Consider the following 20,440-nt stretch of genomic DNA (forward strand, 5'->3'; position numbering starts at 1 on the left):
CGCCGCCGCTCCGGCCCTGTCCTCGTCGGACAGCGCCTCGGCCAGCGGCCCGACAACGGCGGGAGTCAGCTTCCAGCGGTGGCTGTCCCACGGCGGTCACCGCTCGGCGTTTGAGAGCCGGAGTTGAGGAGCACCGGCGCGAGCAGGGTGCCTCGTTCGGTGGTGCCGCGGATGACGGTGCTCGGGTCCCTGACCAGTCGGGAGGTGAGACCGGTGAGCCCGGCCGGTCCGTAGTGCAGCCCCCACACCGCGTGCCAGTCTCGCACCGGGCCGCCCTGCTCGTCGTAGCCCGGTTCGATCCGGGGCACCACCCGCCGCTGCACGATGTACCGGCCGTCCCTGGCCGCCGTGGTGAGCGCGGCGCGCCACGTCGTGTCGTCGACCGTCCAGCCGGCCACCGTGCCCTCCCCCCGGGCCAGCGTGGTCGGTTTGAGGATGTTGTCGGACCGGTCGCGGATCAGACCGGTCAGGTCGTACGACGCGTCGATGCGGGTCGCCTGGGGCAGGATCCGGCGCAACGCAGCGCGTTCGGCCTCGGTCAGCGCGCCCTGCACCGCGGGCAGCTGCACCAGGGCGAGGCAGGACTTGCTGTTGAACACGTCATGCGCCGGTACGGTGACCACCGGCGGCATGGTGTCGTCCGCTGCGGGGTGCAGCCGCCGCCAGGCGATCGCCGGTTCCGGCTCGGCGGCGAGTTCCTCCAGGTTGAACAGCCGCAGGATCGCGCTGGCTCCGGTGACACCGTCGGCGATGGTCCCATCGGGTTTCGACAGATCGGCGATTTCTGCCAGCCGAGTCCGGAAGGGTCGCGTCTCGATCCGCTCGGCCATCGGCTGCCATGCGGCGGCCCACTCCGCGAGTGCCCCGGTCGCTTCGACCATCAGCACCTCCCTGAGCTCGCCCGGCTTTCCGGCTTCCTGCGCCGGCGCCGCCGCGTCCAACACGTCGACCAGGCCGGTGACGGAATCGAGGTGACGTAGTCCGTGTCGCTCGGCGAAGGAACTGAATCGTGGGTCGGCCAGGATCGCGGCAGCCAGAGGTGCCCGCCGCACCCCGCCGACCGCGGTGCTCAGGCCCAGCTCGATCACCTTGAAGCCGGTGCCGTCGTGGATCAGGTCGGCGCGGCCGTACCGGACGAGGCGTGGCAGGTCGGTGTCGACGAGCATCGGGCGGATCGCCGCCGGCGCGTCGGTCAGCGCGCCGAACGCGGCCAGGCTGCCGCCGGCGAGAAGATCGGGCAGCCTGCCGACGACATCGAGCAACACCTCGAAGTCGGCGTAGAACGAAGCGATCTCACGCTCCGCGACGAACATCGGGCGCGGGAAGGTGCGCGCCGCGAGTTCCGGCCCCAGCACCGCGACCGCGTGATCGGCTGGCAGGTCGGCCGGCAGCTTGCCGGCTCCGACCGCCCTCAGATAGTCCGCGGCGGGGTCGGGAAGGAACACCGGGCCGGTGGAGCCCATCAGGCGCCCCCTGCCCTGGTCGCGGCGCGCAGGTGGTGCGGCGTGCCGTGGCAGGAGCGGCTCGGCGTCGGCCGTCCAGGCTGACAGGAGCAGGGCATGGTCTGCCTCCAACTGGCGCAGCAAGCGGTGATCGGCGTGCAGGAGTTGACAGCGACCGGGAACGGGTCGCCTGGTCGAAGGTGGCTGTCGACGGAGTGGAAGGACTCGGTTCCTCCTTGGCTCCGACATCACGAAGAGGTCGAACCCGAGGGCTGGAAGGAGCCGCTGCCAGCGGTCGACGAGTGATCAAGGCCATGATCAGCCATAACTGCCTGTTTGGCAACGAGGGAGTTGTCGGTCCCCGGGTTCCCGCACCGGGTTGCCGCCCATCAGCTCGCTGCCGACATGAGCACGACCGAGTCCGGCCCGGTCCGGGCAACCCCGCCGCCTGTTGCCGCACGCCGGCGAAAGCCTCGCCGACGCGGGCACGACGGCGGGCGGCTGGGCACTCCGTCGCGCCGCCGGCCAGCGGGCGTGGTCACCGAGGGCGGAGGCGACGATGAGAGTGGGATGAGGCCGCCGATGAAGATCGCCACGACGAGCGTCATGAGGATGGCGGCGGCGCCGCGGCCTGCCTGGCCGCGGCGCCGCCGGACGTCAGGGGGTGCTGCCGGTCACCGTGGTGCCGGTCTTGGTGATGCGGTACGTGGTCCGCGCGCCGCTCCAGAAGTGGAACGTGAGGGTGACGGCGCCATCGTCGACCTCGGCGAAGAACTCGGGCTTGAGAAGGATCGTCGACGCGGCGTAGTCGGGCTGGAAGTGCTGCCAGAACTCCTCGTACGGGGTCCAGTCCGCCGGTCCGGCGGGACTGCCGTCGGCGTACTTCGCCTCCATGGCGGCAGTTGGTCGCCGCGGAACTGGGTCGGGACGGCGAACGACTGCGTCGTCCCCGTCGCGGCAGCCTGGGTCGGCGGGTCGGAGGTGACGACGTCGATCCGCCACGGCACCCCCGCCGAGAAGCGGGCCTCGATGCTGGCGTTGACGCCGTACGCCCGGTTGCCGGCCAGCCGGGTGAGCGCGGCCGGGGTGAGCGTGAGCGTGTTGCCGGAGACGGTGTGGTCGGCACCGTTCGCCAGCGCCGTGCTCCCCTGCCACAACCCCTGGAAGGTCAGGCCGTTGAGGTTCAGCGTCAGCGACTTCGCCGGGATCGCGCACCTTCTGCCCCTGCTCGCGAGCCAGGTGAGTCTAGGTGGTCAGCCCGCCCCGCGAGCGGCCCAGCGCATGATCGGCCGGCTCGTCGTGCACGCCACCTGGCGGTTCCTTTTGCAGATGCCCGTCGATGCGGGCGCTGGCGGCGTGTTGGTGGGCGCGGCTGGTCATCGAGTCCACGCTCACTGTCCAACCGATCCGGCCCTGCGCATCGCCCGCGGTCTGCAACGCCGACAGGATCTTGTCCTCAGGTCCCGTCCCGCTGCCACCGGCGGAACAGGCCGTAGACGGTGGGCCACGGCGCGGACTCAGCCGGGACATCCCGCCATGGGGCGCCGATGCGGATCCGCCACCGGATCCATCAATGAGCTGTCGTTTCTCCCACTTCAGCGGACGACCTGTTTTTGGCGCGGGAGGCAGCAGCGGAGCCAGAACAGCCCACTGCCCGTCGGTCAGGTCATGCCGCCTCGTCAGCTGACCTGGCGGCCTGCTCGATCTTCGCGCAGTAGGCTGCACGGGCTTCCTCGTCGATCTGGTTCTCGTGTTCGGCGCGCAACCCGGTCCGGCCGTCGAGGCCCTCGCGCAGGATATCGGCGTGCCCGGCATGCCGGATGGACTCGCCGAGGACATGGACCATGATGGCGAACAGGTTCGTGTCGGCATAAGGCTCCGGCCACCACGGCACGTGGCCGGGGGCGTCGAGGGGAAGCGCGGTGATCGTCGCGTCCGAGTGTTCCCACATGCGCCGGTAGAACGCGATGATCTGATCGCGGGTCTCGTCCTCGGTCGCCCACAGATCGCTGCCGTTGGAGTCCTGCCACCGGGGCAGCGGTTCCGGGGAAGGGCGGCCGAAGACCTCGCCGAAGTACCTGGCCTCGACGGTGGCCACGTGTTTGACCAGGCCGAGGAGGTTGGTCCCGGTCGCTGTCAAAGGTCGGCGGGCGTCGTATTCGGACAAGCCGTCGAGTTTCCAGAGCAGCGCCTTGCGGTCCCGCCGCAGTCTCCCGTGCAGGTTGGCTTTCGCGAAATCATCAATCATGCGGCATGAGCCTGCCATGGGCTACTCGTGGTCTCAAGATCCCGTACGTGGTCCGCAACGACCGGCAGAGCCGAGGCCTGGCCATGGCCACCGCCCTGACCTGCTACAAGAAGCTCGCGAGACTTGCCACGTGAGACAACCTCTTACGAAACACGCCTTAGTGCCGGCCCGCCCCCGACAGAGGCGAACCGGAGCACTTTCATCTCGACTTCGGGTACTGCTCCGCCACGTCCCTGGACAGCACAGCTAGGCCGCGCTCCGGTCGAAGAGGTCGGCCGTCGCAAGGTCGAACAGGCTGTGTACGCGAAGGATGCCCTCGGGCGCCGCGGCCCCGTACGTCTGCTGCCGGTCCAGCCAGCATCCCCGTAATCCCGCGGCGGCGGCGGCTAAGGCATCGCCCTGAAGATCGTCACCGACGTACAGAACCTCGGAGGGTTCCCAGCCCATCCGCTCGCAGGCGCCGAGGAAGCTTGTGGGATTCGGCTTCGAAGCACCGACGTCGGAGGGCGTGAACAGCGGTGGCGTCGAGGGGAGACGGAGCGAGGCCAGTTTAGCTTCCTGCTGCGCGCGATCGCCGTTGCTCAACACCGCCACACCGGCGGGTGCCCCGCCGAGGAAACGCATCACCTCCGGGACGTCGCTATACGCTGCCCAGGAATTCTCATAGTGGCGCAGGTAGAGCGTGAAGAGGTCATCGGCTTGGTCGTCGCTCACGGCTCCGGTTTCTCGGCCGTAGGCGGACAGCACACCGCGGAGCCTAGCCCGCCGTTGTTCCTGGAAGGTCATTGTCTTGTCCAAGTACGCCCGCATGTGGACGGCCTCCAGCCGCTGCCACTCCGTGTGAGCCTCGTACCGCGCCTCCTCGTCGAGGTCGGGAAGCCATTGCAGGCAGGCGGCGAGGAACGCCTTCTCCGCGGCACCCTTGTGGTCCAGCAGAGTGCCGTCCAGGTCCAGCAGGACGGCTTTCACCCGCATCGTCATCACACGACTCCCTGGAAGTCGACCGCTGTCCGCACGGCGCTCACGGTATCGCGGGTCATGGTCCATGGATTTCCCCGTAACCGGACCAGGGCATCACCGACCACTCGACCGGCAGCCGGACAAGACCTTCCTTTGCCACCTTGAAGACGCCTTGTGGATCCGCGGAAACACAATCAGCCCGTGGCGCTCCCTGATGCTCAATCGCAGTCCGGGCGCCCACTGGAGCACCTTCATCGCCGACCGATCAGCGACGGTCATGCAGGCGTCCGGGAACCGCATCGCTCGCGGTGTCGTACAGGCGCTGGAGAGCCAGGTCATCAACACCGCCCGCTACATGGGCCGGACCGAACGCTCCCTGTGCGTGGCGTCCAACCGCGGCCACCGGCGCATCTACGAGCGCATCGCCGCGCACGACCCGGACGGCGCGGCCGAGGCCATGTTCACCCACATCACCGAGGCCTGGCTGGTCCGCCGCAGCGGTTCGGGCAAGCCGACCCGCCTGCAACGCTGACCCGGCCAGGAGGCCGGCGCTCAGGATCCTCGCCATCCCGGCCCGACGTCAGGCGGCGCCGGCCCCCGCGTCGCGCGGGCCAGCGCCGCCTGACCCGTCTGCGTCACGAGAACTGCGCGAAGAACCTCCAGATCTCACCCTTGGTCCAGGTGGTGACGCCACTCTCGGCGTACGTCCCGTCCACCGGTCCGGGCATGTGACCGTTGTCGAACGCGGCCCACTGGACCGGGTAGCCGGCCCTGCAGCCGGAGTAGGCGGTCGTGATGTGCGTACGGCTGCCCGGCCCCGGCTCGGGCGGGTTCTGGGCGGCGCAACCGTTGTTCCGGACGAACGTGTCGCGCAACGACCGCCCCTGCGAGATGTTCAGGACGTTGTCCGAGATGCCGTGCAGCCCGAAGTACGCGATGGGCTGCGTACCGCCGCTGCACCCGCTGATCTGTGCGCCGGAGATGACCGCGACCGCCCGGAAGACGGTAGCCCGCGCGCAGGCGAGCGCATAGCTCATGCCGCCGCCCCAACTGAAGCCGAGGGCGAACCGCTGCCTCGGGTTGACGCAGAGGTCACTCTCGATCCGTCTGATCATGTCGTCGACGAAGGTGACGTCCTCACCGCCGGCGTTGCCCCAGCCGTTGCCAATTCCCTGGGGCGCGACCAAGATCGCGCTGTTGTTCGACTGCTCCTGCTGCCCGTAGTAGGACCAGGCCGTCCCGCTGGTGCCGCCCGAGGATATCTCCTGCATGGTGCCGCCGCGCCAGTGGAACGCGAAGATCAGCCGGTAGGGGTTGTTGCTGTTGTAGTTGGTGGGCACCCGCAGGATGAAGGAGCGGCTCTTGCCGTTGCTCTGAATCGTGTGCGTGCCGCTGGACAGCGTCGGTGCCCTACCGCACCCGGTGCCTCCCGGTGGCGGATCGTCGCTGCCCGCCCGGACAAGCTGCCACTGCTGGTTGGCGCCGTTCCAGTCGGAGTACTGCACGATGTTCCCACCGTCGGCGGTGGAGGCACCCTGCACCTCCACGACCTTGCCGCTGTGCCGGCTGATCAGCCGGACGTGACCGCCGTCCGAGTCCGCGAGCCGGAACTGCTGGTTCGTCGCGTTGGTGTCGGACCACTGCACGATCGCTCCGCCGTCGGCGGTCGACCAGTTGTGCACATCGAGGACCTTGCCGGAGTGCCGGGACTTCAGCCTGTAGTAGCCGCCACCTGAGTCCAGGAACTGCCACTGCTGGTTCGCCCCGTCGTTCCGCGTCCACTGGCTGATCCGCGCACCGTCGTTGGTGGCCGAGGCGTACAGGTCCAGCGCCTTGCCGCTGTTCCTGTTCAGCAAGACGTACCAGGCGCTGGTGTCCACGGTCGCCGCAGCCGCGGGGGCCGCGTCCACGGCGACCAACGTGCTGGCCGCGATGACCGCCGCAGCCGTCGCGGCCAGCCCTGACCGCCAGCGATGTCTCGGTGGAAGGGCGCGACGACCCGCACCGATGGCATTCATGGTCCACTCCTCTGGTCGGGGTCACCCGCGAGCGGAACGCATGCGGGTGGCCTGGCGTGCGTGCCGACGTCTGGTGGCGTCAGCACGGTGTTCGTCGTACGGGCGCGATGCGGCCACCGGCGCACGTCCCTGGCCGGTTGCCCGCCTGCGGTGGCGCGAACGGATGCTGTCCGCGCCACCGAACGGAGGACCAGCTACCCGATGCGGATCAGCTGCCATTGCTGGTTGTTGCCGCCCCAGTCGGTGTACTGAACGATGTTCGCCCCGTCGGCGGTGGACCCGCCCTGCACCTCCACGGCCTTGCCGCTGTTGCGGTTGACCAGGCGCAGGTAACCCCCGGCCGACTCGGCGAGGCGGAACTGCTGGTTCGTGCCGTTGCCGTCGCTCCACTGCACGATCGCCGCACCGTCGGAGCCGGAGAAGTTGTAGACGTCCAGCACCTTGCCGGAGAGCCGGGACTTCACCCGGTAGTAGCCGCCGCCGGAGTCCACGAACTGCCACTGCTGCTGGTTGCCGTTGTTGCGGGACCACTGGGTGATCCGGGCGCCGTCGTTGGTCGCGAGGTTGTAGACGTCCAACGCCTTGCCGCTGTTCCGGTTCACCAGCACGTACCAGGCGCTGGTGTCTACCGGGGAGCCCGGCGGAGGCGTGGTGGGCGGGTTGGTGCCGGCGTTGAGGGCGTTGAGAACGGCGTCGTACGCCGCCTTCTTGTTGCCCGACCGGTCGAACAGCAGGGCGTCGTCGTCGCCGCGCCAGGAGTCGCTGTCCCGCACCCCCCAGACCGTGATGCCGTTGCAGCGCGCGACGGCCAGGCAGGCGCGGGTGACCGTGGCGAAGATGTTGGCCTGGTTGGAGCCCTTCATGACGTCGAGTTCGGTGATCTGGACGTCGACGCCGAGGTCGGCGAAGCGCTGCAGGTTGGCCTGGTAGTCCCCCGGGATCGAGGTTCCCAGGTGGGACTGGAACCCGACGCAGTCGATCGGCACGCCCCGGGACTTGAAGTCCCGCACCATGTTGTAGATACCGGTCGACTTCGCATTGACGCCGTCGGTGTTGTAGTCGTTGTAGCACAACTTCGCGCCGGGATCGGCCGCCCTGGCGGCGCGGAACGCCGCCTCGATCCAGTCGTTGCCCGTGCGCTGCAGGTTGGAGTCACGCCGACCGCCGCTGCCACCGTCGGCGAACGCCTCGTTCACCACGTCCCAGGAGTGGATCTGGCCCCGGAAATGGGTGGCGACCTGGGTGACGTGGTTGATCGCGGCGTTGCGCAACGCGCTACCGGAGAGGCTCTGCGCCCAACCCGGCTGCTGCGCGTGCCAGAGCAGGGCGTGACCCCGCACGCTCATGCCGTTGGCCCGAGCGTGACTGACGAGACGATCACCGCCCGTATAGCTGAACCGACCCTGTTGCGGCTCGGTGGCGTCCCACTTCATCTCGTTCTCGGCGACAACGCTGTTGAACTCGCGGTTGAGAATGCCAACGTACTGGCTGTCGGAGAGCTTGCCCGTCGCGACGGCCGCGCCATAGTAGCGACCCTTCTCGGCGGCGGACGCTTTCAGGGTCGTTCCGGCACTGGCCGTCGGGGCCAGCGCCACCGTCGTACCCGCGGTCAACGCGACGGCGAGGGCCATCGTCGACAGCAGGGTTCTCTTGGATCTCATGGCATTCCTTCCCAGTGAATCCGGTGGTGGTGATGTGCCGGTTCGCTCGGGCAAGCCGGTCCGGGACGGCGGACGCGGCTCGCGGACGGTCAGACGGGTGGGTGGCGACGCCGCCCAGGTGCCGCTCCGCCGGTCGTCGTCGGTCGGTCCGCGCTGGCACGGGCAGTCCGACCGGCTGTCGCACACAGCTGCTGATGGTCCTGACGCGACGTCCGTGCACCCCTGGGGATGCCCTGGACGCGAGGTTCGGCCAGCGGGCTCGCCCGGTGAGCCACAGGTGCCGTCATCCTCGACATCGAGAGTGAGCGATAACATCCCGTTCGTCAATACGTGCCGGCGCCGCAATGCCCACACCTCCGGGGCACAGTCGGAGCGCGCCGGGCGCGGCGCGCATCGCCGGGGGCGCACGTCCGCGAGATCGGGTTCGGGGAGCGAGAAGCCGGCGTCAGCCCCGCCGGACCGCGACATCCCGACTGGGTGCCCGGGCCGGCAACCTCGGTCAGGGAATCGATGTCAAGTCATGTTAGCGATATCATGACCCCGGCCGAACGGCGAGTTCCGCGCTGCGCCCTGACGCGCTGCGGGCGTGCGTCAGGTTCTGACCGCGCGATCCGGTGCGCTGGACGCGCTGATCACCGAGGAGACCGCCCAGGCGGCCCGGGACGGCATGGTGTTCGTCCCCCCAATGAGCCGATCCCAGGTGCGGGACGCGATCACCGCTGCGGACGTCCCAGGGCGAGCAGCCGCGGCCGCGTCGGCAGCAGCCTCATGACGTTGGCCGCGCCGACGACGTGGGCGGTGTCCTGGACAGCGAGAGTCATGACTTCAACCGTATCGTTGAACAACGCTGTTGAGAGTTCTGCGATGTCGGCGAGAGATCCGTGGGGAACCCTCAAATCGGGTATCACCGGGGCGGCGCGGCGTCAGCACACCTCCCGCGAGGAGGCGAAGCAGCGCGCCAGCGGCGGGCCGTCGTGCTGCCAGAAGTTATCGATGCCCGTCGAGATTCGGGACCGGGTTGATGCGGATCAGGGCAGAGGTGTGCGCACGAACGCCACGGCCAAAACTCCGATAAGAGGGTGGCTGCCCTTCCCCTCGTAGCCTGGAGGCCAGAGCTTGAGGGATAGAGGTTAAGCGGCTGGTGAGACGCGACGATATTCCGCCGGTTCGCCCCCACGACCTGCGCCACGGAGCAGCCACGATGGCGCTCATGGCCGGTGCCGACAAGAAGGTGGTTCCGTCGCGTCCAACGGAGTGGTGTACGACTGGCCCGTGATGGGCGTGTTGCGTAGATCGGAGACGGCCGCCGCGTGATCTGGCGGCAGATCAGGTCGAACAACCCGCAGGAGCGGTTGAACAAGGAGATCCGCCGCCGCACCGACGTCGTCGGGATCTTCCCCGACAGGCCGGCGATCATCCGCCTCGTCGGCGCCGTCCTTGCCGAGCAGACCGACGAATGGACTGAAGGCCGCCGTTACTCGGGCCTGGAACTACTGGCCAAAGCCCGCCTGATTACCGTCGACACCGACCAACACGACACCGACGACACCGAGCCGACCCCGATCGCCCTTGGCCTGGTTGACGTGTCGGCGAGTTGCGTGACGATCCGGACCGGAGCGCCGAGATCCAGGCGGCAATGGCTGGAGAAGCGCCGCCGACTTTCCGGACGGCAGCCGGGCGTCGGGTGGTCGCCTGCCCCGCCCCGCCGCCCTGATCGTCCTCCACCGTGGCCGTCGTCATCCGGTGGCCCGGAAAGCACGCTCGCCGGGCACCGGGAAGGACCGCACCGCGCGGACCGGAACGGTGCTGGCAAGCGCCGCCGCGTGACCGGCCGGGGCAGGCAGGTCGTGCAGATGGACAGGGATGCGCGGCCAGCCGGGAACGCTGCCCACGGTGACCGTCGGCCCGCTCACGTCCAGCTGGCCGGGCGGTGCCCGCAGCCCGAATCCCGTCAACTTCATCGCCGCTTCCTTGCGCGTCCAGGCGGTCAGGAACCAGCCGGGCCGATCGGCGGGGGGCACCCGGGCGAACAGCGCCCGTTCATTGGCGGTCAGCGCGACCGCGGCGAGACCGTCGGTGTCCCGGTCCGGGCTCGACCGCTCGACGTCCACCCCGATCAGGCCGACTCCGGCCACCGCCAGCAGCACCCAGTCCTCGGTGTGCGAGACGGAGTAGTCGACCCGGGAATCAGCGAACCTAGGCCGGCCGTGCGTCCCCGCGCAGTACTGGCAGTCGCGGTCGATGCGCACCTGGGCCGGCGGTACGCCGAGATAGCGGGAGCCCAACCGGCGCTGGGCCGCGCGGGAGGTCACGAAGACGTCCCGCGCCGGCGAGCCGAGCAGGTCCTCGGCCCGGAGGCGCTCTGCCGGGTCGAGCAGGTCGACGCGACCGCCACCTGGCCGGACCGGCACCCACCAGGTGTGCGGCTGTCCGGCCGCGGGCACCTTCGGCGGGCCCGGGACGGTAGCGGGCGGCGGGCCGTCCGGCGCGGCGGGCAGCACGGCGGTCGCCGGCGGTGCTCCGAGGTCTCCAGCCGTCACCGGGTCACCCGACCAACCTGGAGCGGGTCGACAGCGCCGCCAGCGGTCGCGCGGTCGGCCGGGCCGGCGCCGGCTGCCCGAGGCCGGCCAGCAGATGCGCGACGGCGGCGGCGAGCTGGGGGTCGGCCCCGGCCAGCACGCCCTGCGGCGGGTCCGGCACGACGACGTCCGGCACGACGCCGTGGTTCTCCAGGCCGGCACCGATGCCGTCGAAGACGTAACAGAACTCCGGTTGCGTGGTGACCGTGCCGTCGACCAACTCGTGGCGTGGCCAGGTGGCGATGGTGCCGCCCCAGGTCCGGTTCCCGATCAGCGGCCCCAGGCCGAGCTGCCGGAACATGTGGCTGAAGATCTCCCCGTCCGATCCGGTGTGCTCGTTGATGAGCACCGCCATCGGGCCGCGCGGCGACTCGACCGGGTACGGGGTGGCGCCGCTCCAGCGCCCGTGTTCGGCGCCACCACGGCGCCGGGCGAGCCGGTCGAGCAGCAACGGGGAGACCTGTCCGCCGCCGTTGAAGCGCACGTCCACCACCAGCCCGTCCCGGTCGAGCTCGGAGAGGAAGCCCCGGATGAAGTCGGCGTAGCCGGTCCGGAACATGTCCGGCACGTGCAGGTAGCCGAGCCGGCCCCGCGAGGTGGATGCGACCAGGGCGCGGTTGCCCTCCACCCAGTCACGGTAGCGGGCCCGGCCCTCGGCCCGGATCGCCCGCACGCACACCCGGCGCGGGGCGGCGCCGTCGCGCAGCACCGTCAGCTCGACCTCTCGGTCGGCCTGGCCGACCAGCAGTTCCCCCGGCCCGGCCGGGCCGACGGGTTGCCCGTCGATGGCCACCACCGCGTCACCCGGGCGCAGGTCGACACCGGGCCGGTTGCACGGCGAGGTGGCATCGGGGTTCCACGGGTCACCGCGCAGGATGCGCTCGATGCGCCACTGTGCCGGCGGATCGCCGACCCCGCTGGTGGTGGCGCTCCAGTCCACTCCGAGAAACCCCTGCGCCTGCTCGACAGGCCGGCGGTAGTCACCACCGTGTTCGTAGGCGTGCGAGGTGGCCAGCTCGCCCTGCAGTTCCCAGAGCAGGTCGGAGAGCTCCGAGCGACACCCGACCAGATCCACCAGGGGCAGGTAGCGCTGGTACAGCCCGTCCCAGTCCAGCCCGGACATCTCGGCGTGCCAGAAGCTCTCCCGCTGCAGCCGCCAGGTCTCGCGGTACATCTGCCGCCACTCCGCGGCCGGCTGGATCGACACCCGCAGCCGGGTCAGGTCTACCCAGCCGTTCTTCCGGGTCGGCGGGGCGCACCGGGCGTACGGGTCGTCGTCGGCGTCCTCCGCGTCCTCGGCGGCGAGCACCCGCAGCCGGTCACGCACCTGGCAGAGCAGCGTGCCGCCGTCCGGGCTGGCGCTGATGTCGTCGACCCCGAGCAACTGCTCCTCGGTGACCTCCGCGGTCTGCAGGTCGACCACGGTGACCATGCCGACGGGGGCAGCGTCCGGCTTGACCGGGTCCGGCGCGGTGACCGGCACGGTGTGCAGGAGCACCCTGTCGGGCAGTCCGACGATGCTGGCGTACCGCCCCTCCGGTACCGGGAACCCGACGATCCGGCGATCGATGTCGGTGAGGTCTATCTCGACGAACGGCGGTCCGGCTCCGGCCTCGGTGCCCCGCCGCGCACCGTCGACGGGCCGCGGCACGAACGGCGACGCCTCGGTCGCCCGCAAGGTCACCAGGTACGGCCGGTTACCGAAGGGGAAGCCGACGTCGAAGCGCACCTGGTCGTGCTCCGGGGTGAGGTCGCGCTGGCCAAGGAAGTAGAGGTAGCGCCCGGCCGGGTCGAACGCCGGCCGGCTGTCGCGCAGCACCGGTCGGGTGACCTGGAACGAGCGCCGTAGCGCCACCTCCGCCAGCTTGATCGCCGAGGTGCGCGGCGTGTCCGGGAACGTGTAGGCGAGCCACCGGCCATCCGGCGACCAGGCCAGGTCCTCGATCCGCTCGAACGCACTGCTGTCCAGCAACCGCGGTGTCGGCAGCACGCTGTCGGTGTCCAGCAGCCACAGCTGCTGGCGGTTGGTGGCGAAGGCCACCTGGCCGGACGCCGACGAGGCGACCAGCTCGGTGACGCAGCCGATGTCGGTGAGCGGGATCTCCACCGAGGCGGCCCCGCCCTCGGCCGGGAAGAGCACCAGCCGCTCGTCCGGTCGGTCGTCGGCGGCGACCGCGACCAGCCGGCGGCCGTCGGCCAACCAGCTCAGCAACCGGTGCCGCGTCCTTTCGGCGGTGCCGTGTCGACGCACCGGGCCGGACCAGTGCGCCATGGTGAACGCCTTGCCCCGCGCGACGAGGGCCAGGTTGGTGCCGTCCGGGCTGAGGCGGGCGCTGTCGAGGAACTCGGCGGCCGAGACGATCCGCCGGGCCTGCTGGCGGCGCGAGCTCGCAAGTGAGACGTCGAGCCGCCGGGACGCCTCACCGGGGGCGTCCAACGCGTACAACCGGGCACCGGCGTGGTAGACGAGCCGCTGTCCGTCGGTGCTCAGACCACGGGCGTAGAAGTCGCGGTGTCCGGTGTGCCGGGTCAGCGCGCTGCCGTCCGGCCGGCACGAGTAGACGTTGCCGGTGCCCTCGTGGTCGCTGATCAGGAAGATCCGGTCACCGACCCAGCACGGGTTGGCCACGTTGCCGGGCAGCGCCAGCCGGGTGAAGGAGCCGCTGCCGTCGTGGTCGACCCAGAGTTCACCGGCGGCGCCCCCGGTGTACCGCTTGCGGCGGGCCGGGTCGGCGAGGTTGCGCCCGATCACCAGCGCGCCGCCGGGGCCGTACGAGAGGGTGCTGGCCGCGCCGTGGTCGAACAGCCGGGTCGGCCCGCCGTCGACCCCGACGGCGAAGAGCCGGTAGCCGAAGCCGGTCGGCTGCTCGGCGGTGCTGGCGTAGATGATCTCGTCGTGGTGCGGGTGCCAGCCGACCACCACGCACCGGGCCGCCTGGAAGGTGAGCCGGCGGGCCGGGCCGCCGGCCAGCGGCAGCAGGTAGACCTCGCTCGGTCCGTCGTCCGAGCCGACGAACGCCACCAGCTTGCCGTCCGGGGACAACCGGGGGTGGGCGTACTCGGTGCCGCCGGCGGTCAGCCGGCTCGCCGGTCCACCCGCGAACGGCACCCGCCACAGGTCGTCCCCGGCGGTGAACACCACGGTGTCGCCGGCGACGGTGGGGAACCGCAGGTAGCCTCCGGTCGCGCCATCGGTGTTCACCGGGCGCGCTGGGTCATCGCGCGGATCCGCTCGGCGACCGCGGCGCGGCGGTCCTCGACCTGGGACCGCTGTGCCTGCGCGTCCTGCTGGTTCTCCGACCAGTAGCAGGCGGTGCGCCACTGCCCCACCGTGTACGAGTCGTAGGCGCAGCGCACCCGGCGCTGCGCGGCCAGGTTCTCTGAGGACAGCAGCATGGTGTTGTGTTCGAGCACCTGGTTCACCACGACCCGCATGTTCAGCTCGGTACGCAGGAAGGTGTGCGCGGCGGCCACCGCCGCGGCGCCGAAGGCCCCCCGGAACCGGGGCAGGATCCCGAACGACAGCTCGCAGCACTGGCTGCGCCAGTCGATGGTGGTGATCCAGGCGAACCCCACCACCTGCTCGCGTGGGCCGCAGAGGGTGAAGTGCCGCTTGATGTCGTGTTCCTCGGTGATACCCACCCGCTGGCGGTGCTCCAGCACGTCGTCGCCGGTGACGACCGCGTAGTCGGTGAGGTTCGCCTGGAACCGCGACTCGCGCATCAGCGCGGTCCGGATGGGGATGTCGGCCTCGGTGAGATGCCTGACCGTCACGAACGGCACGTGTCCTCCCCACGGACGAAGTACACCGACACATCCTGGTAGGCGCCGGACTGGTAGCGGTGCTCGCGCAAGGTGCCGACCCGGGTGAACCCACAGTCGTGCAACGCCAGCACCGGCGGGCTGTCCGCCGGCACCAGGGCGACGAACGAGGTGCACCGCTGGTAGTTGCCGAGGAAGTCGAGGAAACCGCGTAGCGGCTCGGGATCGGGCGAGGTGCTCGCCACGTACGCCTGGCGTGGCTGTTCCTCGTTGGGCAGGTAGCCCAGCAGCGTGTCACCGGTCCGGAAGACCTGCGCGCCCAGCCGGGTCAGCTCGCGGACCAGCAGGGCGTGGTTCTGGGTGACCGGGTCGACGCCGAGGAAACCCCGGGCCGCCCCGGGTACCGCCGCCAGCGCCGAGGCGGCGGCTGCGGTGTCGAGTCGCTGAATCTCAGTCATGGCGTACCGCTCCCCAGATCTGCCGGTCGACGGGACGGCCGGCGAACCACCGGCCGGCCGGGACCGTCGCTTCGCCGATGAACCCGGCGTCCTGCAACAGGTCCACCGGCGCGGCCGCCGCCGGGGTCACCCAGCCGTACAGCCGGTGCAGGTTGAGCACCCGGAAGCCGTGCGAGACGGCGGTCTTGAGCAGCGCCGGGACCAGGTCATCGGCGCCCGGCTGCACGCCGATCTCCAACCGGGCCCGGCGGTGCACCCAGTCCAGCTCGGCGAAGCGGACGAAGGCCGCTCCCGGCAGCACGCACAGCTCCACGGTGTTGTCCTTCGGCGCCTCGACCGCCGCCGGCACCACCGTTGCCGGTGCCTGCTCCAGCGGCATGCCGAGCAGTTCGCCGGCGAGCCACGGCCCGGTCAGCAGCGGTAGGTCGGTACTGCGGTACCCGCGCAATGTCATGATGTCGGCACCCAGATCTGCGAGAAGAAGACGTACCCGTACCGGCGTCCCTCCTGCACGACCACGTCGGCGAGGGTGCCCTCCTCGGTCAGCCCGGCCGCCCGGGCCGCCTCGAGCCCGTCCTGGTCGTACTCGCCCACCAGGACGGAGATCCGGACCACCTCGCGCCGCCAGCGCAGCGCCCGCACCGCCTCGTCGTACGCCTGGCACCACCAGTTCAGCGGGGCGCCGGAACGCAGCCGCAGGTGCAGTTGGTAGTGGCAGCCGTGCTCGGCGCCAACCGCTTCGGTGGCGAACAGGCCCACCGGCTCACCGTCGGCGAGCAGCACCTCGGTCTCGGTGCCGAGCAGATCGAGCAGTTCCCACTCACCGCGGGTGTCCGGTTGGGCCGTGCGGAAGTAGAAGTCCGGCTCGGTGAACATCCCCAGCACCTGGTCGCGGTCCGCCTCTGCGAAGGCCCGGGCGGACCAGCGCGGTGTGCGTACCCCGTCCAGCGGCGTCGCGGTCAACGTCATGACGTCGGCCTCCGGGTGGCGATGCCGTGCGTGATGTGCAGGCGCAGGATGTTGCTGGTGCCGTCCATGAACTCGAAGGCGCGCACGTCACGGCACCACTTCTCGAGCAGCGGGTGCAGCAGCAGGGAGCCCGGGCCGAGCGCGTTCGCTGCCCAGCCGGTGACGTGGACAGCCAGGTCGGTGGCGTGCAGCTTGGCGATCGACGGCGTCCGACGGTCGTCCGGCGAAAGGTCGACCTCGTTCGCGGCGTCGTAGAGCAGGGCCCGCGCCGCCGCCAGCCGGGCGGTGGTCAGCTCGTGCCCGGACCAGCCCGGCCGCTGTTCGCAGACGTAGTCGCGGGCGGCGAAGGCCACCCCGAGCGCCATCGCGGCGATCTGGATCCGCATCACGTTGAAGGTCCGGCTCGCGCCCCAGATCCCACGGCGGGACGCCGGCAGGTGGGCGCCGAGCAGCATCTCGCGCGGTACGTGCACCCCGTCGAAGGAAAGCTCGCTGATCCGCGCGCCACGCAGCCCGGTCATCTCCAGCGCGTGGCCGGCGAAGCCGGGGGTCGGGCAGCTCAGGATGGCCGCCCTGATCGACAGCGGGGAGCGGCCGGTCCGGGCGAACACCACCCCGGTCGCACCCCGGGAGCCGTTGCCGACGTACCGCTTGGCGCCGAAGAGGCGGTAGTCGCCGTCGGGGTCCGCGTCGAGGCGGGTCTCCATCGCGGTCGCGTCGCTGCCGCGGGCGTCCTCGGTCATCGCGAAGAAGGTCCAGGTCCGGCCGTCGGCGATGGACTCGTAGAAGAACTCCTGCTGGGCCTCGCTGCCGAGCGCGTCCACGGCGATGCCGGCGAGCGCCGGGCCGGTGTTGGCGGTCAGCAGGCCGGCGTCACCGCAGGCCAGCTCGAGGCTGGCCACCGCGCGGGACAGGCAGCTGTCGGTGTACTCGCCCTGCCAGCCGGACGGGTCCTGGAAGCGTTTGGGGGTGCTGGCCGCCCGGACCATCGCCAGCGCCGGCGAGTCCAGGTGCCCGGTCATGTCCTCCGGGTCGACGTCGACCGACAGGGCCCGCGAGCGCAGGTCCGTCGCCGCGTCCCGGCACTGGTCCCGTAGGGCGCGCAGTGGCGGATCCAGCTCGATCATGAGACACCTTCCCGGGGAAGCCAGCAGTTCGCGGTCAGTTGGGCCACGTACGCGCCGCGGGTGGGGGTGCCGGCGACGTATCCGCTGGCGCCCAGCAGCTTGGCGGCCTCCCAGTCCAGGGTGGTCACCCGGTCGTGCACGTCGAGCACCGCGGCCGGGACCGTGCCGGAGACCCGCAAGGACCGGCGGGCCGCCTCGACGGCGGTCTGCACGTCCGCCAGTACGCCCAGCACCAGCTGTTTGCGGATGGTGGGCTCCCCGCCGACCGTCCGGCCGGAGAGGTACTCCACGGCCCACTCCAGCAACCGTCGGGTGACGCCCAGCCGGACCGCGCCCAGGTGCGCGCAGAACTGGGTGAGCTGCCCGTCGGCGGGGCCGGGGTGGCCGTCGGTGGTGGCGAAGCTGATGCCCTCCTGACCGGCCATCCGATGCCCGACCGTCGAGGCGGGCGTGGTCGCCCAACCGGCGGGCAGGGCGGCGGTGGGAACGGCGGCGACCCGGCCCGGCGGCGTGATGCCCGGCGCCTCGGCGAGCGCCACGGCCAGCCCGGCGGCCAGCCCGGCGGAGTACGCCGTCTGCTCGCACTCGTCGATCATGTCCCGCATGCGGTCCTCCTGTGCCTGCCGCGAACGGCTAACGGGCGACGTCCACCTGTTGCAGGCGGGTCTGGATGTAGTCGGCGAAGGAACCGACCGACTGGAACACCTCCGGCTCCAGCGATTCGGGATCGACGTCGAGCTGGAGGGTGTCCTCAAGGCTCATTATCAGCTCAATGAAACGAATCGAGTCGATTTCCAGGTCCTCAAGGATCTGCGTCTCGGCGGAGAGCTCGGGCAGTTCCCGGTTGAGCACCACCGACAGCGAGATCCGCAGGTGCTCGATAATCTCCGAACGTTCCATTGACCCGATCCTTCCCTTGTGCGGATTGATGGTGCATGGCCGGCGAAGCCACCTCCAGGCAGCTCACCGACCATGCCACCGAACCCTCTTGAGACTTAGAGGGAGCTCTTGGAAGCGGCCTTCGCGGCAGCCTTCGCAGCGGCCTTCGCGGCAGCCTTCGCGGCAGCCTTGGCAGCGGCCTTGGCAGCGATCTTCGCCATGGTAATCACTCCTTCTCCGGGTTTTGCTGAACCAGTTTCCCGAGCCTGTTGGATCGGTACGCAGAGATTTGCCGACCAGGCCACCCGGTGTCAATAGCGTCGGGAGAACTGCCCGGTGCCGGCCGATGGCAGCTCTTTGCCGTCAATTATTGTCACCGGCACTGACTAGCCGAAACGTTTCCGGCGGCCCGATCATATGGGCGGACGAACGCGGGAAGAGGAGTCAGTTTCTGTGGAGAAGAGCGCGAATCTCTGCTGGGGCCAGCGCTACCACTGGCTCCGGTACCAGCACATACCCGCCGGGGCCCGGCACGACGCACACATCGTCGCCAACTGCCCCCTGCCGGAGGGCATCTCGGTCGCCGATCTGCGCGCCGCGCTCAACCACCTGGTCCGCCGGCACGAGGCGCTGCGTACCGTCATCCTCGCCGATCCGGCCGGTTGGCCGCAGCAGCGGGTCCAACCGCCCGCGCCACTGCCGGTACGGCTGGTGTCGACCGAGTCGGACGGCACCCCGGCCCCGGCCGCGGTGGTCGCGGAGCTGACCGTCGCCGACTTTGACCTGACCCGGGACTGGCCGATCCGGGCCTGCGTGGTCACCACCGGTGGCCGGCCCCGGCGCCTCGTGGTGGTGCTCAACCACATCGCCTTCGACGACTGGAGCCTGAACACCTTCCGTCGCGAGTTCGAGGCGATGCTCGCCGCGATCACCGCCCGCCGCCGGGCGGTGTTGCCGCCGGTGGCGCACCAGCCGGTGGACCTCGCCCGGCAGGAGTCGAACCGCGACGCCGCAGCGAACGCCGCCGAGCTGGCGCACTGGCGCCGGGAGATCGAGCGGCTCCCGGCGGACGTCTTCGCCTCCCGGCGGTCCACCGCCGCCGGGCCGGGCACCGCGTTCAGCGCGTCGATCACCTCACCGGGGCTGCTGACGGCGAGCCGGGAGATCGCGGCACGGCACGGCTGCTGGCCGTCGGCCGTCCACCTGGCCTGCTACGCGATACTCACCGCCGGCTACACCGGCGAGGCGTCGGTCCCGTTCAGCTGGCTCACCAGCCACCGTGAGGCCAGCCAGCACATGTCCGTGATGACGTGCATGTTCTCCCCGACGGTGGTTTCCGTGCAGCTGGCCGACGATCCGCCGTTCAGCGAGTTGCTGCGCCGCACGGCGGACCGGGTGGAGCAGGCGCAGCGGCACGCCTACGTGCCGTACGACGAGATCGCCGAGCTGATCGCGGCCGAGAGCTTCCGTCGCGGCCAGCCGGTGCGGATCGCCTCGGAGGTGAACTTCCTGAGTTACGCCCCGCGCTCCTGCGGGGCTCGCCGGGACCGGTTCGCCTGGAACACCCCGCCGGCGGCCTGGGCGCAGGCCGGTTCGGACAGCTACCTCGGAATCTACGAGTGGCGCGACGGGGTGACGGTGGCCCTGCACGCCCAGTCGGCGGTGCTGCCCGCCGAGACGGTGGAGCGGTTCCTGCGCGGTCATGTCCGGCTGATCGAGGCGCACCGCGACCCCTCGGTGGACCTGCGGGTCAGCGAGGCAGCCCGGGAGCTGGGATTCGCCCCGCCGGCCCGCCGCGAACTGGTCCGGGTCGGGTCGGACGCGGTGTGCGTCGAGGCGACCCGGGCCGCGCTGCGCTCGCATCCCGCGGTGATCGACGCGCGGGTGCAGGTGCGCACGGGCGAGCTGGTCGCCCGGGTACGGACCCGGGCTCCGCTCACTCCGGCCGAGCTGCGCACGCATGTCCTCGGCACGATGTACGACCGGCCGGCGGTGCGTTGCCCGGACCGGTTGGAGCTCGTCGACGCCGGGGACGGGGACGTCGACACCGACGCGCACGCCGACCTCGATCGCCCGGCGACGGCGGCCGGCGGCCGGTCGCCCGGGCCCGCCGAGGAGCTGCTCACCGAGGTAGTCGCCCTGGTCAACGAGCTGGCCGCCGTGGACGGCTCGGACAGCTACACGGCCGCCGGCGGCCGGGCTCTGCGGGTGCCCCGCACCCTGTCCGCGCTGCGCGAGCGGGGCTGGGTCGGGATCTCGCCGGATCAGCTGGCCAGCGCCCGGCCGTTGCGGGCGCTGGCAGCCCGGCTGACCCGGGTGGGCTGAGCCGGTCCCCGC

Annotated in this window: 16 protein-coding genes and 3 pseudogenes; 3 read left to right on the top strand and 16 right to left on the bottom strand. The window is 70.8% G+C overall.

The features are described from left to right. Positions 1-65: 65 nt before the first annotated feature. The 5 genes and pseudogenes from ACLQ20_RS21290 to ACLQ20_RS21310 all read right to left on the bottom strand — a co-directional run bounded on the left by ACLQ20_RS21290 (position 66) and on the right by ACLQ20_RS21310 (position 4,671). A complete protein-coding gene (locus tag ACLQ20_RS21290; RefSeq protein ID WP_425857406.1) occupies positions 66-1,463 on the bottom strand; it encodes a hypothetical protein in 1,398 nt (465 codons plus the stop codon). 636 nt (positions 1,464-2,099) lie between these two features. Next, a pseudogene (locus ACLQ20_RS21295) lies at positions 2,100-2,599 on the bottom strand (X2-like carbohydrate binding domain-containing protein). A gap of 91 nt (positions 2,600-2,690) precedes the next feature. Then, a pseudogene (locus tag ACLQ20_RS21300) lies at positions 2,691-3,125 on the bottom strand (transposase); the annotation flags it as partial. After that, the gene (locus tag ACLQ20_RS21305) at positions 3,109-3,690 is read right to left on the bottom strand and encodes a DinB family protein (RefSeq protein WP_425857407.1); all 582 of its coding nucleotides are present in this window, start codon (positions 3,688-3,690) and stop codon (positions 3,109-3,111) included. The gene ACLQ20_RS21305 and the pseudogene ACLQ20_RS21300, both read right to left, overlap by 17 nt. 246 nt (positions 3,691-3,936) lie before the next feature. Next, positions 3,937-4,671, bottom strand: coding sequence for an HAD family hydrolase (locus tag ACLQ20_RS21310; RefSeq protein WP_327028949.1), 735 nt, complete (start codon positions 4,669-4,671; stop codon positions 3,937-3,939). 64 nt (positions 4,672-4,735) lie between these two features. Between ACLQ20_RS21310 and ACLQ20_RS21315 the strand changes: the two genes are divergently transcribed. Next, the gene (locus ACLQ20_RS21315; protein WP_425857409.1) at positions 4,736-5,182 is read left to right on the top strand and encodes an FCD domain-containing protein; all 447 of its coding nucleotides are present in this window, start codon (positions 4,736-4,738) and stop codon (positions 5,180-5,182) included. A gap of 103 nt (positions 5,183-5,285) precedes the next feature. Here the strand turns inward: ACLQ20_RS21315 and ACLQ20_RS21320 are convergent, their stop codons facing one another. Further along, on the bottom strand, positions 5,286-6,668 hold the full coding sequence (locus ACLQ20_RS21320) for an RICIN domain-containing protein (RefSeq protein WP_425857410.1): 1,383 nt from the start codon (positions 6,666-6,668) through the stop codon (positions 5,286-5,288). A 194-nt stretch (positions 6,669-6,862) separates the two neighbouring features. Then, complete coding sequence (locus tag ACLQ20_RS21325; RefSeq protein ID WP_151452339.1) at positions 6,863-8,329, bottom strand: endo-1,4-beta-xylanase; 1,467 nt, start codon at positions 8,327-8,329, stop codon at positions 6,863-6,865. Positions 8,330-9,642: 1,313 nt separating this feature from the next. On the opposite strand from ACLQ20_RS21325, the pseudogene ACLQ20_RS21330 reads away from it, so the two are divergent. After that, a pseudogene (locus ACLQ20_RS21330) lies at positions 9,643-9,831 on the top strand (transposase); the annotation flags it as partial. Positions 9,832-10,065: 234 nt separating this feature from the next. Here ACLQ20_RS21330 and ACLQ20_RS21335 read toward each other — a convergent pair. From ACLQ20_RS21335 to ACLQ20_RS21375, 9 genes are read right to left on the bottom strand one after another with little or no spacing between them, the layout of a single operon-like run. Further along, complete coding sequence (locus ACLQ20_RS21335; protein WP_425857411.1) at positions 10,066-10,869, bottom strand: 4'-phosphopantetheinyl transferase family protein; 804 nt, start codon at positions 10,867-10,869, stop codon at positions 10,066-10,068. Between the two features lie 4 nt (positions 10,870-10,873). Continuing rightward, complete coding sequence (locus ACLQ20_RS21340) at positions 10,874-14,110, bottom strand: S41 family peptidase (RefSeq protein WP_192581210.1); 3,237 nt, start codon at positions 14,108-14,110, stop codon at positions 10,874-10,876. Continuing rightward, positions 14,107-14,691, bottom strand: a complete 585-nt coding sequence (locus tag ACLQ20_RS21345; protein ID WP_192581211.1) for a hypothetical protein — start codon at positions 14,689-14,691, stop codon at positions 14,107-14,109. Before ACLQ20_RS21345 ends, ACLQ20_RS21340 begins: the two co-directional genes overlap by 4 nt. After that, complete coding sequence (locus ACLQ20_RS21350) at positions 14,679-15,128, bottom strand: GNAT family N-acetyltransferase (RefSeq protein WP_151452342.1); 450 nt, start codon at positions 15,126-15,128, stop codon at positions 14,679-14,681. The genes ACLQ20_RS21345 and ACLQ20_RS21350 overlap by 13 nt, the downstream gene beginning before the upstream one ends. Continuing rightward, complete coding sequence (locus ACLQ20_RS21355) at positions 15,121-15,582, bottom strand: hypothetical protein (protein ID WP_151452343.1); 462 nt, start codon at positions 15,580-15,582, stop codon at positions 15,121-15,123. The genes ACLQ20_RS21350 and ACLQ20_RS21355 overlap by 8 nt, the downstream gene beginning before the upstream one ends. Next, a complete protein-coding gene (locus tag ACLQ20_RS21360; protein ID WP_151452344.1) occupies positions 15,579-16,097 on the bottom strand; it encodes a hypothetical protein in 519 nt (172 codons plus the stop codon). Before ACLQ20_RS21360 ends, ACLQ20_RS21355 begins: the two co-directional genes overlap by 4 nt. Then, positions 16,094-17,224: an acyl-CoA dehydrogenase family protein gene (locus ACLQ20_RS21365; RefSeq protein ID WP_151452345.1), complete on the bottom strand. Its 1,131-nt coding sequence runs from the start codon at positions 17,222-17,224 to the stop codon at positions 16,094-16,096. Before ACLQ20_RS21365 ends, ACLQ20_RS21360 begins: the two co-directional genes overlap by 4 nt. Next, positions 17,221-17,829: an acyl-CoA dehydrogenase family protein gene (locus ACLQ20_RS21370; RefSeq protein ID WP_151452346.1), complete on the bottom strand. Its 609-nt coding sequence runs from the start codon at positions 17,827-17,829 to the stop codon at positions 17,221-17,223. Before ACLQ20_RS21370 ends, ACLQ20_RS21365 begins: the two co-directional genes overlap by 4 nt. Positions 17,830-17,857: 28 nt before the next feature. Beyond that, a complete protein-coding gene (locus ACLQ20_RS21375) occupies positions 17,858-18,124 on the bottom strand; it encodes an acyl carrier protein (RefSeq protein ID WP_132234309.1) in 267 nt (88 codons plus the stop codon). Positions 18,125-18,556: 432 nt separating this feature from the next. On the opposite strand from ACLQ20_RS21375, the gene ACLQ20_RS21380 reads away from it, so the two are divergent. After that, on the top strand, positions 18,557-20,428 hold the full coding sequence (locus ACLQ20_RS21380; protein ID WP_425857415.1) for a condensation domain-containing protein: 1,872 nt from the start codon (positions 18,557-18,559) through the stop codon (positions 20,426-20,428). Positions 20,429-20,440 lie beyond the last annotated feature (12 nt).

The sequence above is a fragment of the Micromonospora sp. DT46 genome (genome assembly GCF_049841735.1).
In the GTDB taxonomy this organism is placed as follows: domain Bacteria; phylum Actinomycetota; class Actinomycetes; order Mycobacteriales; family Micromonosporaceae; genus Micromonospora; species Micromonospora reichwaldensis.

Coding starts and splice junctions, on each gene's coding strand:
- ACLQ20_RS21290 (WP_425857406.1), bottom strand. CDS start 1,463: ATGGGCTCCACCGGCCCGGTGTTCCTTCCCGACCCCGCCGCGGACTAT.
- ACLQ20_RS21305 (WP_425857407.1), bottom strand. CDS start 3,690: ATGATTGATGATTTCGCGAAAGCCAACCTGCACGGGAGACTGCGGCGG.
- ACLQ20_RS21310 (WP_327028949.1), bottom strand. CDS start 4,671: ATGACGATGCGGGTGAAAGCCGTCCTGCTGGACCTGGACGGCACTCTG.
- ACLQ20_RS21315 (WP_425857409.1), top strand. CDS start 4,736: ATGGATTTCCCCGTAACCGGACCAGGGCATCACCGACCACTCGACCGG.
- ACLQ20_RS21320 (WP_425857410.1), bottom strand. CDS start 6,668: ATGAATGCCATCGGTGCGGGTCGTCGCGCCCTTCCACCGAGACATCGC.
- ACLQ20_RS21325 (WP_151452339.1), bottom strand. CDS start 8,329: ATGAGATCCAAGAGAACCCTGCTGTCGACGATGGCCCTCGCCGTCGCG.
- ACLQ20_RS21350 (WP_151452342.1), bottom strand. CDS start 15,128: ATGACTGAGATTCAGCGACTCGACACCGCAGCCGCCGCCTCGGCGCTG.
- ACLQ20_RS21355 (WP_151452343.1), bottom strand. CDS start 15,582: ATGACATTGCGCGGGTACCGCAGTACCGACCTACCGCTGCTGACCGGG.
- ACLQ20_RS21360 (WP_151452344.1), bottom strand. CDS start 16,097: ATGACGTTGACCGCGACGCCGCTGGACGGGGTACGCACACCGCGCTGG.
- ACLQ20_RS21365 (WP_151452345.1), bottom strand. CDS start 17,224: ATGATCGAGCTGGATCCGCCACTGCGCGCCCTACGGGACCAGTGCCGG.
- ACLQ20_RS21370 (WP_151452346.1), bottom strand. CDS start 17,829: ATGCGGGACATGATCGACGAGTGCGAGCAGACGGCGTACTCCGCCGGG.
- ACLQ20_RS21375 (WP_132234309.1), bottom strand. CDS start 18,124: ATGGAACGTTCGGAGATTATCGAGCACCTGCGGATCTCGCTGTCGGTG.